This window comes from Kitasatospora sp. NPDC052868 (genome assembly GCF_044547105.1).
In the GTDB taxonomy this organism is placed as follows: Bacteria; Actinomycetota; Actinomycetes; order Streptomycetales; family Streptomycetaceae; genus Kitasatospora.
On the sequence record NZ_JBITZW010000011.1, the window covers coordinates 196,392 to 210,497 of the forward strand.

Consider the following 14,106-nt stretch of genomic DNA (forward strand, 5'->3'; position numbering starts at 1 on the left):
CCGGCCCGGGACGCCGGGCCCGGACACTGCGGCCATGACACGTACCCGCCTCACCACCGCGCTCTGCGCCGCCCTGCTCACCGCGGCGAGCTTCCAGGTCACGGCCGGCGCCGGCCCCGCGACCGCCACCGGTCCGGAGGCGGCCGCCGCCCCCGAGGGCGCGCCGCACCGGCCCTGCGTCGCCTCGCCGCCACCCGGCGGCGGCCCGGCCGCCGAGGTGCTGAGGATCGCCGAGCAGGCCAAGCAGGAGCTGGATCTCAAGTCGGTGATCCTGCGCGTCACCCAGGACGGCCACGAGCTGGTCACCGCCGGACTCGGCGAGTCGATGACCGGCGTACCGGCCGAGCCGGCCATGCACTTCCGGGCCGGCTCGGTGGGCATCGCCTTCATGGGCACCGCCCTCCTCCAGCTCGTCGACGAGGGGGTGGTGAGCCTCGACGACCCGGTCGCCCGCTGGCTGCCCGACCTCCCGCACGGCGACGAGATCACCCTGCGGATGCTGGGCAGCTCCACCACCGGGATCGCCGACTACGTCACCGACCCGGACTTCCTCGCCGCGCTCTACGCGGCGCCCTTCCGGCAGTGGACGCCGCAGGAGGTGCTGGACATCGCGCTCGCCCGGCCGCGCTGGTACGACCCGGGCACCAACTGGAGCTACTCGCACGCCAACTTCGTGCTGCTCGGCCAGGCCCTGGAGAAGATCACCGGCACCCCGCTGGACCGCCTGCTCCACGAGCGGATCTACCGGCCGCTCGGCCTGCACGAGACCTTCGACGGCACCACCCCCGAGATCCCGGCGCCCGTCCTGCACGCCTTCACCTCCGATCGGGGCATCTACGAGGAGTCCACCTTCTGGAACCCGTCCTGGACCACCGTCCCCGGGGCCGTCATCACCACCGACATCTGCGACCTGGCCCGGTCGGCGGTGGGCATCGGTGCCGGTGAGCTGCTCTCACCGCACTCCTACCAGGAGCTGCTGAACCCCGGCACGGTGGGCCTGGGCGGTGCGACCAAGACCTGCCCGGCGGAGATCTGCCTGGTGAACACCGAGGAGAAGCACTTCGGGTACACCGCGATCGTGGTGAACGACTGGGTCCTCCAGAACCCCTCCTTCACCGGCTTCGCGGCCATCCAGGCCTATCTGCCCTGCGACCGGCTGGCCATCGCGGTCTCCGTGACCAAGGGCCCGGACTCGCCGGACGTCAACTCCGCCGACACCATCGCGAGCCGGATCTCCGAGGCGCTCGCCCCGGGCCACCCGCTGCAGTTCTGAGCGACCCCGGCCGAGCACGCGGGTGCCGCACCGCGGCACCCGCGCCGCCGCGCCCGGCGTCGGTCACGTCAGGTAGCTTGCACAGTCCCGTACTTCGGGTCGACGGGCGGGCACCGGCAGCGGGCCCCGCCGGACCGGCCCGGGTGGCGGGGGCGGGGGTTTCACAACTGCGGGGGAGTGGGCGGTATGAGGGTCGGGACGGTCGAGCGGCTGCGGCGCTACCCGGTGAAGTCGATGCTCGGGGAGGAGCTGCGGTCGGCCGGGGTGTCGGAGCGCGGGATCGACGGGGACCGCGGCCGGGCGCTGGTGGACGTGGCCGGCGGGCGGGTGGTGAGCGCCAAGAACCCGCGGCTGTGGGCCGGGATGCTCGGGTTCACCGCCGTGCTGACGGCGGACGGGGTCGCCGTCACCGGCCCCGACGGGCGGGCGGTCGGCGAGCGGGAGCTCTCCGAACTGCTGGGCCGGGCCGTCCGGTTGGTGGACGAGCCGCCACCCGGGGCGCTGCTGGAGCGGGCGGTTCCGGAGGAGGTGCTGGCCCGCGGCATTGAGGCGGAGGTCGCCGTCACCGTCAACGGGCTCGGCCGGGCGGCCCCTGCGGGGACGTTCTTCGACTTCGCGCCGCTGCACCTGCTCACCACCTCCACCCTGGACGCCGTGCCGGCCGAGGCCGAGCGCTACCGCCCCAATCTGGTGATCCGTACCGAGGCGGAGGGCTTCGTCGAGAACGCCTGGGTGGGGCGGGAGTTGGGCATCGGTCCGGAGGTTCGGGTGCGGGTGGTCGTGCCGACGCCGCGCTGCGCAGTGCCGACCCTGCGCCACGGGCCGCTGCCGCGCGACACCGCCGCCCTGCGCACCCTCGCCGAGTGGAACCGGCTGGTCCCGCTGGAGGGCATGCCGACGCTGCCCTGCGCGGGGGTGTACGCGCAGGTGGTGGAGCCGGGAGCGGTGAGGGTGGGGGACGTGGTCGAGCTGTGCTGATCACTGTGGCGGTGTCCGGCGCCGGTCGAGGGCGGTATCGGAGCAGCTGAGGCCCCGGCGGAACGAGGCTGCAAGGGTCGTCCACCAGGCGATGCCGGCGGTGCCGCGCCGGTCGGGGCCGACCAGCGCGGCCGCACCGCAGGCGAGCGCGATGCCTGCGGCGAGCGCGAGGACAGTGGCGGCCACTTCGCGGGGCGTCGGTCGGTTCACCGGTCCGCCCCTCGGCGGACGAGTGCGGCGAGCCGGACAATGCTTTTGACCGATCGTCAATCCTCAAGGATCAGACGCCGGGGACGGCATCCTTGGCGCTGGTGTGCCAGTTGGTGACGACCGGCTTGTCGACCTTGACGGTGCCGACGGGAATGCTCACCGGGTTCGGGTCCCCGTTGCCGATGCCGATGATGACGTCCTTGAACTCGATGGCCTGGTTGGTGTTGGTGCTCTTCGGGTTGATCCCCGCGTAGACGACGGTGGAGCCGCTGAGGGTGATCGGCGCGCCAACGGCCTGCTCGGCGTTGGCGGCCTCGATGCCGCCCGAGCCGAAGGCGATGACGGGGTGCTCGCCGGACAGGACGCAGGTGATGCCGGGCTTGGCCTTGGCGGAGATCTGGATGTAGCCGCCGGCCTGGGTCTCCAGCTTGGCGCTGAAGGTGAGGTCGTTGGCGCCGCAGGCCTGGCCGTGGCCGGTCTTGTCGCCCGCGCCCGGGGCGGGGGTCGACGGCTTCGCCGGCTTGGAAGGTGCGGTGGAGGTCGGCGCGGCAGCCGGGGGAGCGGTGGTCGGCGCGGCGGTGCTCGGCGCGGCAGCCGGGGCAGCGGTCGTCGGGGCGCCGCCCACGGCCGTCGGCGCGTCGCCGTTGTCGGGCCCGCAGGCGGTCGCGGTGGCCGCGAGAGCGGTGACGGCAAGAGCGGCGAGGGCGATTCGCGAGCGCATGGAGGTCCCAACTTCCGTCTGTCCGGGGTGGATCGCTGTCTGCTCCACGGTAGGTCGAGCTTGATCACCGGCTGGTGCTTGAAATGTCCCGGTCCTGTCCCAGGGGTTCAGGCGTCGGCTCGGGAGGTGCGCGGACTCGCGCCCAGCACCGCGTCGAGCGCCGCCAGGAAGCGGTCCGTCGTCGCGGGATCCCGGACGGCGATGCGCAGCCAGTCGGGCCCCAGCCCGGGGAAGGTGTCCCCCCGCCGGACGGCGAAGCCGCGCTCGCGCAGGTGCTCGCGGACGGTCGCTGCTCCGGGCAGCTCGATCAGGACGAAGGAGGAGGCCGGCTCGCCGTGCACCCGGACGGAGGGGACGCCGGCGAGACCCTTCAGCAGGTGCGCGCGGTGGCGGGCCAGGACGGCGGCGGCCTCCTCGGCCTCGGCCAGGGCGGCCGGGGTGCTGCAGGCCCCGGCCGCGGCGAGCGCCGGGGTGGAGACGGGCCAGAGCGGCTGGGCGGCGGCGAGTTCGGAGATCAGCGGCGCCGGGCCGAGGACGTAGCCGATCCGCAGGCCCGCCAGGCCCCAGGTCTTGGTCAGGCTGCGCAGGACGACCACCCGCCCCGGCAGGTCCCGGACGGCGGCCAGCGACTCGCTCTCGCCGGGCACGGTGTCCATGAACGCCTCGTCCACCACCAGGGTCCGGCCGGGCCGGGCGAGGGCGGCGACGGCGGCGGCCGGGTGCAGGACGGAGGTCGGGTTGGTGGGGTTGCCGAGGACCACCAGGTCGGCCGCCTCCGGAACGGCCGCCAGGCGGAAGCCGTCCTCGGGGGAGAGCAGCACCCGGTGGACGGTGTGCCCGGCGTCCCGCAGGGCCGCCTCCGGCTCGGTGAACTGCGGGTGGACCACCACGATGTGACGAGGCCTCAGGACGCGGGCGAGCAGTACGAAGGCCTCGGCCGCGCCCGCCGTGAGCAGGACCTCCGCCACCGGCCGCCGGTGCCGGTCCGCGACGGCCGCGCGGGCGGCGGTCGGGTCGGGGTAGGCCGCGAGCTCGCCCAGGGTGGCCGCGAGGTGCTCGCGCAGCCACGCCGGGGGCGTGCCGGTACGGACGTTGACGGCCAGGTCGACCAGGCCGGGGGAGCGCACCTCCGCGTCGCCGTGGTGGCGCAGGTCGGGCTCGGTCCGGGGGGTGGCGCTGGTCACGAGGGAGCTCCTGGTGGGGGGAGGGGCGGGCCGGGGACGTGGAGGAGGTCGTAGGGGCCGGGCTCCACCGGCTGGGCGCAGCCGTCCCCGGGGACGGCGAGGACGACGGCCTGTCCCCGGGTGGCGAGTGCGACGGCGGTGTGGAGGTGGTCCGCCACGGCGATCCGGCGGGCGGCCGGCCGCAGCACGGGCACGATCCGCTCGAGTACGCCGGGTGCACCGACCACCAGCGACGCGCGCCGCAGCTCCGCCGTACCGCGCCCGGTGAACGGGTCGGGCCCGTCGAGGCGCAGGCCGACCACGGCCAGCCGTCCGCGGGCCGCCGAGCGGGCGATCGCGGCCGTCGCCGCCCCCGACTTGCGCTTGGGCGCGACGAGCCGGCCGCCGGGCGCGCCGAGCAGCGCCGCCGCCTCGGCGACGCTCGCGGTGCCGACGGCGGCCCGGACCCCGGCCGAGGGGTTGGGCACCCGCACCGCCGCCAGGGAGGCGGCCGGGAGGCCGACCACCGGCACGTCCAGCACGGCGGCGGCCCGGCGCACCGCCGGGTGGTCGGCCTTGCCGTCCACGGTGGCCAGCCGTGCGACGGACGCGGTGGCCAGGCCGGCGGCGGCCAGCGACGCCAGGACCAGGTCGAGCACCTCGTCGGGCCCGGCCGCGCTCGCGGCGCCGACCCCCACGGTCAGGGTGCGCGGGTGCACCACCGGCGCGTCCCCGGCGGCGACGGCCCGGTCGGTGAGCCGTGGCAGCCACCCGCGCGCCGGCTCCCCGGTGTCGACGGGCCGGGTGCCCAGGGCCGCCGACACCTCCGCGGCCAGCGCCCGGGCCTCCTCGGCGTCCCCGGCCAGGGCGACGGCCCGGCGCCGCTCCGGGGCCACGCAGACGAGGGCGGGCCGCCCGTACAGGCCGTCGGGCCGCCTTTCGAGCCGCCCGTGCAGGCCGTCGGGCCGCTCCGGAAGGTCGGGCGGGACCGCACAGAGCAGCCCCACGACGGCCGGGACGGGCCCGAGGCAGACCACCCGGCGGTACCGGCCCAGGGCCGAGCCCAGGGCCTCCAGCGGGCTCCCGCCGCCGGGACCGTCCAGGGCCGTGGGCAGGGCCGGCGGCTGGGCCGTGGACAGGTCCGTGGACAGGTCCGTGGGCTGGGCCGTCGGCAGAGCCCCCGGCCACGCCGCCCGCAGTTCCGCGGCGAGCGTGCGGCCCGCCGCGTCGACGGCGACCAGACCGATCACGTTCCGCTCCCTCGCCAGCACGGCCGCCTTCCTCCGAAAGCCGCACGGTCAGGAGGCGGCGGCCGGGAAATCCCACCATGGTGGTGACGGACGGGTCAATCGGGACGGCTGTGACATCCGCCGCCGCCCGGCGACCCCGGCACCGACGGCGGGAGGGCCGCTGTTCGCCTGTTCTTCACTTGCCTGGCGCGGTCCACGCCACCGCCGCCCTCCTACTGTTTGCGGCGCTCCGAATCCGCAGCTTCACGACGCACGGAGGACACCCATGGCCTTCGCACGACTCCGCCCCGCCGCCGCGCCCGGCTCCCGCCGCCCGCTGACCGCGCTCGCCGCCGGCCTCGGCCTGATGGCCGGCTCGCTCGGCCTCTGGGCCGCCACCGGCAGCACCGCACAGGCCGCCGCCCTGCCGGCGCCCGACCACGTGGTCGTGGTGGTCCTGGAGAACCACGCCTACTCGCAGGTCATCGGCAGCTCCAGCGCGCCGTACATCAACGGCACGCTCAAGGCCGGCGGCGCCACCCTCACCCAGTCGTACGGGCTGACCCACCCGAGCGAGCCCAACTACTACATGCTGTTCTCCGGCGCCACCCAGGGCCGCACCGACGACAGCTGCGTGCCGGTCGGCTCGATCAACAAGCCCAACCTGGCCTCCGAGCTGATCGCCGCGGGCAAGACCTGGGCCAGCTACAACGAGGGCCTGCCGAGCCAGGGTTCGACCACCTGCAGCAGCGGCAAGTACGCGCAGAAGCACAACCCCTGGTTCGGCTTCAGCAACGTGCCGACCAGCAGCGCGTTCACCTTCACCCAGTTCCCCACCGACTACACCACGCTGCCGAAGGTCTCCTTCGTGGTGCCGGACCTCTGCAACGACATGCACGACTGCTCGGTCGGCACCGGCGACACCTGGGTGAAGAACAAGCTCGGCGCCTACGCGACCTGGGCCAAGACCCACAACAGCATCCTGGTCGTCACCTTCGACGAGGACAACAAGCTCTCCGGCAACCGCATCCCGACGGTGCTGTACGGCGAGCACGTCACGCCCGGCAGCACCACCGCCACCACCTACAACCACTACAACGTGCTGCGCACCGTGGAGGACCTGGCGGGTCTCACCAGCCACGCGGGCAACGCCGCCACCGCCGCCACCATCACCGGCATCTGGAACTGACGCCCGTGTACCTCGCGGACTCCCGCAGCTCCAAGGCCCCCGCCGCCCCGGCTGAGAAGTCGGGGCGGCGGGTGGCCGCCGTCCCCGCCACCGTGCTGGTGCTGGGCACCGTCAGCCTGATCACCGACGTGTCCTCCGAGATGGTCAGCGCCGTCCTGCCGCTCTACCTGCTCACCGGGCTCGGCCTGTCCCCGCTCGGCTTCGGGCTGCTGGACGGCATCCAGAACGGCTTCAGCGCACTGGTCCGGCTCACCGGCGGCCACCTCGCCGACCGGCGCGGCGCGGACGGCGCGCCGCGGCACAAGGCGGTCGCGGCGGTCGGCTACGGGCTGTCGGCGCTCTGCAAACCGCTGCTGCTGCTCGTCCACACCGTGCCGCTGATCGGCGCCGTGATCGCGGCCGACCGCACCGGCAAGGGACTGCGCACCGCGCCCAGGGACGCGATGATCTCGCTGGCGACCGAACCCGAGCACCGCGGGCGGGCGTTCGGCGTGCACCGGGCGATGGACACGGCCGGCGCGCTGCTCGGACCGCTCACCGCCTTCCTGGTGCTGCGCCTCGCGGGCGGGCCGATGCTCGCCGACAACGGTGAACGGCACGGCTACAACGCGGTGTTCACGGTCAGCGCATGCGTCGCGGTGCTCGGCGTCCTGGTGCTGCTGCTGTTCGTGCCGAGCCGGCTGCGGGCCGACGGGCCGCCGCGGTCGGCCCCGTCGCTGCGGGACGGGCTCGCCCTGCTGCGGCGCCCGGCGCTGCGCCGGCTCGCGCTCTGCGCGGTGCTGCTCGGTCTGACCACCGTCAGCGACTCCTTCCTCTACCTGCTGGTCCAGCGCCGGTTCGGCCTGGCCACCCACCTCTTCCCGCTGCTGCCGCTCGGCACCGCCGCCGCCTTCCTGCTGCTCGCCGTCCCGCTCGGCGCGCTCGCCGACCGGATCGGCCGCCGCCGGCTCTTCCTGGCCGGGCACGGGCTGCTGCTGCTGGCCTACGGGCTGCTGCTCTCTCCGCTGGGCGGTCTGCCGGCGGTGGTCTGCGTGCTGGTGCTGCACGGCGCGTTCTACGCGGCGACGGACGGCGTGCTCGCCGCCGCCGCGGCCGACGCGGTGCCCGACGAGCAGCGCGGCGCCGGGCTCGCCCTGGTCGGGACGGGCCAGGCGCTCGCCCGGTTCGCCTGCTCGCTGGCCTTCGGCGCGCTGTGGAGCGCCGTCGGCGGCACCACCGCCCTGGCCTGGTCGGCCGCCGCCCTGGCCGGCTGCGTCGTCGGCGCGTCCTTCGTTCTTCGCCCGTCCCGGGAGGGTCCGCAGTGAACCAGTCGCTCCAGACGCGCGGCCGGGTGGTGATCCTGCTGGTCGCCGTCCTGCTGCTGGGCTCGGTCGGCACCGGCGCCGTGCTGTACGCGTCCGGCCAGTCGGCCCGCAAGGACCAGGTGCAGCCGGGCGGCCCGGTGGTCACCAAGGGCCCGGTCTCGCTGGACTCCTCCGCCGACGGGCGCCGGCTGGTGTTCCGCAACATGGCCTGGGGCCCGCACCGGGACGAGCTGGCCACCGTGCCCGCCGACCACCCGGACGGCCCGCGGACCGCCTCGGGCGTGCAGTGCCTGCGCTTCCACACGGCCGGCGGCACGGGCGTCTGCCTCCAGGCGGAGCGCGGTGCGCTGCAGGACACCTACCGGGCCGTCGTCCTCGACGACCGGCTGCACGAGCTGCGGTCCTTCCCGGCGGCCGGCATCCCGACCCGCTCCCGGGTCTCGCCGTCCGGCCACCTCGCGGCGTGGACGGTCTTCGTCAGCGGGGACTCCTACGCGGGCACCGACTTCTCCACCCGGACGTCCATCGTGGACGTCCGGGACTGGAACCTCCGGGACAACCTGGAGGCCTTCGACCTGACCGTGGACGGCAAGCCGTACCGGGCGCCCGACGTCAACGTCTGGGGCGTGACCTTCGCCGACGACAACGCCTTCTACGCCACCGTCGCGACCGGCGGCAAGACGTACCTGGTCCGCGGCGACCTCGCCGCCCGTACGCTCACCACCCTGCACGAGAACGTCGAGTGCCCCTCGCTCTCCCCGGACGGGACGCGGATCGCCTACAAGAAGCGGGTGGCCGGGGCCTCGCCGGACGCCCCCTGGCGGCTCTACGTGCTCGACCTCGCCACCATGGCGGAGACCCCCACCGCCGAGCAGCGCAACATCGACGACCAGGCGGTCTGGGCCGACTCCTCGACCCTGCTCTACGCGCTGCCGGGCGACTTCGGGGCGGACCTCTGGACCGTCCCGGCGGACGGCACCGGGGAGCCGCGGCGGCTGCTGGAGGCGGCCGTGGCACCGGCATTCCCGGGCTGACCGGTCCGCGCCGGGTCGGGTGTGGGAGGCTGCGGGGGTGGCGCCGACCGTGGACGGACGGCGCACGGTGGGCTCCGGAAGGTCGGGGGAGAGGCCCACGTCGAGCAGAGCGAGGGCACGGGGGCGTGCCGACTGACGGGGGAGCGGGACGGTGAAGGTGAGGGAGCCGGGCGGAGCACGCGGGGGCGGCGGGCCGGCGGGGGAGCGGACACCGGGTGACTCCTGGCCGGCCCTGCAGGGCCGGCCGGTGCTGCGGCGCTCGATCGCGGTGGGCCTGGTGCTCTGTGTGGCGTTCATGGGCGTGCTGCTGGTCCGGGGCGTCAACGCGCTGACGCTCGGGCGCCCGGTGCCGGAGACCGACCGGGACCGCGCCGAGCTGCTGGCGGGTCTGCACCCGTCCCAGCACCCGGGGGCGGGGCGGTACTACGTGCCGGTCGGCGCGGTGTACACGCACACCCCGGACGGCGTGCCGGTGGCCTATCTGCACTACCGGCTGGGCAGCGGGCGGCCGGTCGACGTCGCCGACTTCCTGCGCACCTACGACCTGCCCGCGCCCGGTCCGCTGGCCCCGCTGCCGACCGACCTGACGGCGGCCCTCGGCGGGGACGAGCCGGCCGAGGCCTCGGAGCTGCCGGAGGTGGGGACGGCCTGGACGCCGTCGCCGTCTCCGTCGCCCTCCCTGGCGTCCTCGCCCGCGGAGTCGCGCTGGGCGTCGACCGCGCCGTCGGCCTCGCCGTCGCAGTCGCAGTCGCCGTCGCTCGTGGAGCCGCCCGCACCGACGCCGGGCCCGATGGCCAGCCCGGCCGCGACGGTGCCGTCGGACCCGCAGCCGTCGCCCTCGTCACCCTCGTCACCCTCGTCGCCCGAGGCCTCGCCCTCGCCGTCCGACCCGTGTACCGCCTCCGCGCGGCCGACCGGGGGGTCCGGGGAGTCCGGGGAGTCCGCGGAGGGGGACGACGAAGGGGACGAGGAGGGGGGCGGCGAGGAGGCGGCGCAGGCGCCGAGCCCGATCCCCACCGCGTCCGCGCCCCAGGACCAGGACCAGGGCCAGGCCCAGGCCCAGGCCCCGGTACTCGTACCGGCCGCGGCGGTGGCCGAGCCCGAGCCCGCACCGACGGCCGCGCCGAGCCCCACCGTCACGCCGAGCCCGACGGCCACCCCGAGCCCGACGGTCATCCGCACTCCGACCGCCGGCCGCCGGATCTACGTCGCGACCACCTCCAGCGGCCTGACCGGCGCCACCGACATCTACGTGCGCGCCTCCGGCTGACCGCCGCTCCGCTGCCGCTCTGCAGCTGGTCCGCCGTCGCTCCACAGCCGGTCCGGCGTCAACTGCGCGCTGCCCCAAGGGGTCACGGCGCAAGCCCGTCGGCACCCACAGGATGACAACGTTTCAGTTTCGGTGCGGTGCCGATCCAGCTGAGGCCTTCCAGTCGTGATGCGACATGTGAAATTTTACATGTCACACATCGAACGGTTACGTCCCCAACACGTGACCACGACGGCCCGGAGGCCCCCACAGATGCGCCCCTCCCGGATATCGAAGGCCAACGCGCGCAGAATCCCTGCGCTCGGCGCGGCCTTCTTCATCGCGCTCGGCCTGTTCACCCCGCAGAGCCAGGCCGCCCCCGTCGGCGCCGCGACCGCACCGGCCGGCGTGAACACCGCCGGTGCCGCGGCCCCCGCGCCGCGGTCCATCCCGGTCCCCAAGTCGCCCGAGGCCGAGAACAGCAGCACGTTCAAGCTCTCCTCACAGGACTACGGCAAGGAGTCCACCACCCCGGCCGCGCCGGTCACCGCGCCCGTCAAGGCGGCCAAGCAGTTCTCGGCCGCCGCCGGGGAGCCCTGTCCGGACCTGTCCGGGCTGGTCAACGCCACCGGCAGCGCGCTGGTCCAGCAGCTCAAGGCACTGCCGAACGTCCCCTGCGCCTACCCGCTGTTCAACCTCACCGGCACCGACGCCGCGAACGCCTTCGGCGAAGCCAAGATGGTGACCGTCGCCAACGCGCTGCGCGACACCTCGGCCACCTACCCGGGCGACAACAGCACGTCCGTCGGGCAGCTGGTGATGTTCCTGCGCGCCGGCTACTACCTGCACGAGGTCAACCCGGGCGTCATCGGCACCTACGGTCCGGCGCTGGAGACCGCGGCCCACGGCGCGCTGGACGCCTTCTTCGCCGCCCCGCACAGCAAGGACATCACCGACGCCAACGGCGACCTCCTCAACGAGGTCGTCACGGTGATCGGCCAGACCAAGACGCTCGGCCGGTACGACGGCGTCCTCCAGCGGATGCTGGCCGGCTACGACGGCACCTGGCCCGAGCGGATGAACCTGTCCCTGAAGCACTTCGACTGGATCATCGAGGAGGCCTTCGACCCCAAGGCCGACAGCCAGGGCCTGAAGGCCGCCCTCAAGGCCGACAGCAGCCTGCTCACCGCCTGGGCCGACTTCATCACCCGCAACGAAGACCTGCTGAACCGCGACGACATGGTCAGCAACATGGGCCGCTACCTCGGCTACGCCCTCGTGGTGCCCGAGCTCAAGACCCAGCTCCGGCCGATGCTCAAGGACCTGATCAACCGGTACCCGAACGTCGGCCCCACCGCCCCGATCACCATGAACCTGGCCTGGGCGACCCGCAAGTTCGACAAGGGCAACTGCGCGGCCTACGGCATCTGCGACATGAACACCCGCCTGATGCCGGTGATCCTCCCGATCCAGCACACCTGCAACCCGGGGCTGAAGATCCGCGCCCAGGACATGTCCCCCGCGCAGCTGGCCACCACCTGCACCAGCCTGGTCAACCAGGACGCCTACTTCCACAAGGTGATCGGTGACAAGGGCGCCATCCCCGGTGACGTGAACACCAACCTCGAGGTCGTCGCCTTCGACGACTACTACAACTACTCGCTGTACGCCTGGTCCTTCTACGACATCGACGTCGACAACGGCGGCATGTACGAGGAGGGCAACCCGGCCCTGTCCGGCAACCAGGCCCGCTTCATCGCCCACGAGGCCAGCTGGCTGCGCCCGAGCTTCCAGATCTGGAACCTCAACCACGAGTACACCCACTACCTCGACGGCCGCTACAACATGTACGGCGACTTCGAGGCCGGCATCGTCACCCCGACCATCTGGTGGGTCGAGGGCATCGCTGAGAACATCTCCTTCGGCTACCGCAACGTCCGCAACAGCGACGCGATCGCCGAGGCCGGCAAGAAGACGTACAAGCTCAGCGAGCTCTTCGACACCGTCTACGACCAGACCGCCGACCCGGACGTCAACTCGAACCGGGTCTACCGCTGGGGCTGGCTGGCGGTCCGCTACATGCTGCAGGAGCACCCCGCGGACATCCAGGCGGTGCTCGCCAAGTACCGCACCGGCGACTGGAACGGCGCCCGCACCCTGCTGAAGCAGACCATCGGCACCCGCTACGACGCGGGCTTCGACACCTGGCTGACGACCACCTGCGCGACCAACGACTGCGGCCCCCTGCCGGACGCCCCGGTCGTCCCGGCCACCCCGCTCTGCACCATCGCCGACCCGCGCCAGTTCGACAAGAACTGCCGCCGGGACAACCTCGCGGCCACCACCGGCAACTACAGCTACCACTTCCTGTACCTGCCGGCCGGCGTCAAGCAGCTGACCATCACCAGCAGCGGCGGCACCGGCAACGCCGACCTGTACTACGGCACCAACTGGGCCACCACCGCCAGCTACCAGGCGAAGTCCACCAACGCCGGCAACGGCGAGACCCTGACGATCGACAACCCGCCGTCCGGCTGGGTCTACTTCAGCCTCGCCGCCGCCCAGGACTTCACCGGCGCCAGCGTCACCACCCAGTACAACTGACCCACCCCACCGGGCCCCCTGAGCCCCGGTGAACGCTGCGACCAGGCGGCGGTCCCTGCCCTCCCCCGCGGACGGCAGGGACCGCCGTCCGCGTTCGCACCCCGCGGGCGCACCGGTGACGACCGGCCGCACGCCCGCCCCGGCCACTTCGCCCGATGTCACGCGGAGCCTCGCTCAGGACACCTCGCGATCGATGGTGAAGGCCATGACGCTGCCCGGTTGGAGGGGGAACGGGAGCTGGACGAGGCCGGCCAGGTTGTTGAACGGGGCCGGGAAGGTGGCCCGGACGCTGGCGCCGTGGGCGGCACCGAGCGAGCTGATCTCCGAGGCGTTGACGCCCAGGCGGGTCGGCCTGATCGCGGGATCGATGGTGAGCCGGTACTCGGCGTCGGTGACGTGGCGGAAGATCTGGGCCTGGATGCGCACGCGTCTGTCGTTGCCGACGTACTTCCGTGCCGTGACACTCAGCTCGACCAGGTGGCCGGCCGTGACCTGGGCGTCGTGGGGCACCGAGAAGTGGTCGATCCTTGCCCTGCCTCCGGTGACGGCCTCGTGGGTCGGGGGCCTGCGTTCCAGGTCCACGTTGTCCACGCGGACCGATCCGATCGCGAAGATCGCCGGGTCGTCGGGGTCGAGGTTGTCGTCGATCATCCAGCGCAGCAGGACCTCCTGGCCGGTGAAGCGGTCCAGGCAGCCGTCGTCGTTGGAGGAGAGGCAGGCGATGCTCACCGTCCTGGGCAGCGTCTCGATCCGGTAGGAGATGCGGAAGCTCTGGTAAAGGTAGTCGGGGTGGGCGTCCCCGGGCGGGGCCGGCGCGAGCAGGCAGTCGTAGCGGTAGGCCGACAGCGCGCCGGCGAACAGCGGGTCGCGCACCGGGCCGAGGACGTCCTGCATGCCGCGCAGCACTGCACTGTCCACCTGCTCGGTGGTCTCGCGCACGGTGAGCGACCCGATGGCCAGGGTCACCACCGCGGCCGACACGAAGGCGCCGCCGATGAGGCTCAGCACGGTCGCGACCACCTGCTGGTGGGTCAGCAGCGACGCGGTCACGACGCATGCCAGGCCCATGGACAGGGCGAGGGCGTTGACCAGCACCAGAATCTTGCGCAGTTGTTGTTCCCGTGACGCTGACACGCGCACCCCCGCGGGCGG

General features: G+C 73.8%; 12 protein-coding genes. 7 read left to right on the plus strand and 5 right to left on the minus strand.

Annotated features, from left to right (window positions below; all coding sequences use genetic code 11):
* Positions 1–34 precede the first annotated feature (34 nt).
* Positions 35–1,273, plus strand: coding sequence for a serine hydrolase domain-containing protein (locus tag ACIGZJ_RS20740; RefSeq protein WP_396458567.1), 1,239 nt, complete (start codon positions 35–37; stop codon positions 1,271–1,273).
* A 186-nt stretch (positions 1,274–1,459) separates the two neighbouring features.
* Positions 1,460–2,251, plus strand: coding sequence for an MOSC domain-containing protein (locus tag ACIGZJ_RS20745; RefSeq protein ID WP_396458568.1), 792 nt, complete (start codon positions 1,460–1,462; stop codon positions 2,249–2,251).
* Here ACIGZJ_RS20745 and ACIGZJ_RS20750 read toward each other — a convergent pair whose 3' ends face one another.
* From ACIGZJ_RS20750 to ACIGZJ_RS20765, 4 genes are all read right to left on the minus strand, one after another.
* Positions 2,252–2,437 carry a hypothetical protein gene (locus ACIGZJ_RS20750; protein WP_396458569.1) on the minus strand — a complete coding sequence of 62 codons (186 nt, stop codon included), beginning with the start codon at positions 2,435–2,437 and terminating at the stop codon, positions 2,252–2,254.
* 94 nt (positions 2,438–2,531) lie between these two features.
* Positions 2,532–3,182 carry a hypothetical protein gene (locus ACIGZJ_RS20755; protein WP_396458570.1) on the minus strand — a complete coding sequence of 217 codons (651 nt, stop codon included), beginning with the start codon at positions 3,180–3,182 and terminating at the stop codon, positions 2,532–2,534.
* A 107-nt stretch (positions 3,183–3,289) separates the two neighbouring features.
* A complete protein-coding gene (gene cobC / locus ACIGZJ_RS20760) occupies positions 3,290–4,366 on the minus strand; it encodes an Rv2231c family pyridoxal phosphate-dependent protein CobC (RefSeq protein WP_396458571.1) in 1,077 nt (358 codons plus the stop codon).
* Positions 4,363–5,616: a cobalamin biosynthesis protein gene (locus ACIGZJ_RS20765; protein ID WP_396458572.1), complete on the minus strand. Its 1,254-nt coding sequence runs from the start codon at positions 5,614–5,616 to the stop codon at positions 4,363–4,365. Before ACIGZJ_RS20765 ends, cobC begins: the two co-directional genes overlap by 4 nt.
* A gap of 244 nt (positions 5,617–5,860) precedes the next feature.
* Here ACIGZJ_RS20765 and ACIGZJ_RS20770 point away from each other — a divergent pair, with 244 nt between their 5' ends.
* From ACIGZJ_RS20770 to ACIGZJ_RS20790, 5 genes are all read left to right on the plus strand, one after another.
* Positions 5,861–6,763 (plus strand): alkaline phosphatase family protein, encoded by a 903-nt coding sequence (locus ACIGZJ_RS20770; RefSeq protein ID WP_392936081.1) that lies wholly within the window; start codon positions 5,861–5,863, stop codon positions 6,761–6,763.
* Positions 6,764–6,768: 5 nt separating this feature from the next.
* Positions 6,769–8,067 (plus strand): MFS transporter, encoded by a 1,299-nt coding sequence (locus ACIGZJ_RS20775; RefSeq protein ID WP_396458573.1) that lies wholly within the window; start codon positions 6,769–6,771, stop codon positions 8,065–8,067.
* The gene (locus tag ACIGZJ_RS20780) at positions 8,064–9,101 is read left to right on the plus strand and encodes a TolB family protein (protein WP_396458574.1); all 1,038 of its coding nucleotides are present in this window, start codon (positions 8,064–8,066) and stop codon (positions 9,099–9,101) included. Before ACIGZJ_RS20775 ends, ACIGZJ_RS20780 begins: the two co-directional genes overlap by 4 nt.
* 151 nt (positions 9,102–9,252) lie before the next feature.
* Complete coding sequence (locus tag ACIGZJ_RS20785; protein ID WP_396458575.1) at positions 9,253–10,371, plus strand: hypothetical protein; 1,119 nt, start codon at positions 9,253–9,255, stop codon at positions 10,369–10,371.
* A gap of 252 nt (positions 10,372–10,623) precedes the next feature.
* The gene (locus ACIGZJ_RS20790; RefSeq protein WP_396458576.1) at positions 10,624–12,954 is read left to right on the plus strand and encodes a collagenase; all 2,331 of its coding nucleotides are present in this window, start codon (positions 10,624–10,626) and stop codon (positions 12,952–12,954) included.
* 174 nt (positions 12,955–13,128) lie between these two features.
* Here ACIGZJ_RS20790 and ACIGZJ_RS20795 read toward each other — a convergent pair whose 3' ends face one another.
* Positions 13,129–14,088 carry a hypothetical protein gene (locus ACIGZJ_RS20795; RefSeq protein WP_396458577.1) on the minus strand — a complete coding sequence of 320 codons (960 nt, stop codon included), beginning with the start codon at positions 14,086–14,088 and terminating at the stop codon, positions 13,129–13,131.
* Positions 14,089–14,106: the final 18 nt, after the last annotated feature.

Excerpts from the sequence above, each read along its gene's own strand:
- ACIGZJ_RS20770 (WP_392936081.1), top strand. The coding sequence starts at position 5,861 with ATGGCCTTCGCACGACTCCGCCCCGCCGCCGCGCCCGGCTCCCGCCGC.
- ACIGZJ_RS20745 (WP_396458568.1), top strand. The coding sequence starts at position 1,460 with ATGAGGGTCGGGACGGTCGAGCGGCTGCGGCGCTACCCGGTGAAGTCG.
- ACIGZJ_RS20755 (WP_396458570.1), bottom strand. The coding sequence starts at position 3,182 with ATGCGCTCGCGAATCGCCCTCGCCGCTCTTGCCGTCACCGCTCTCGCG.
- ACIGZJ_RS20740 (WP_396458567.1), top strand. The coding sequence starts at position 35 with ATGACACGTACCCGCCTCACCACCGCGCTCTGCGCCGCCCTGCTCACC.
- ACIGZJ_RS20790 (WP_396458576.1), top strand. The coding sequence starts at position 10,624 with ATGCGCCCCTCCCGGATATCGAAGGCCAACGCGCGCAGAATCCCTGCG.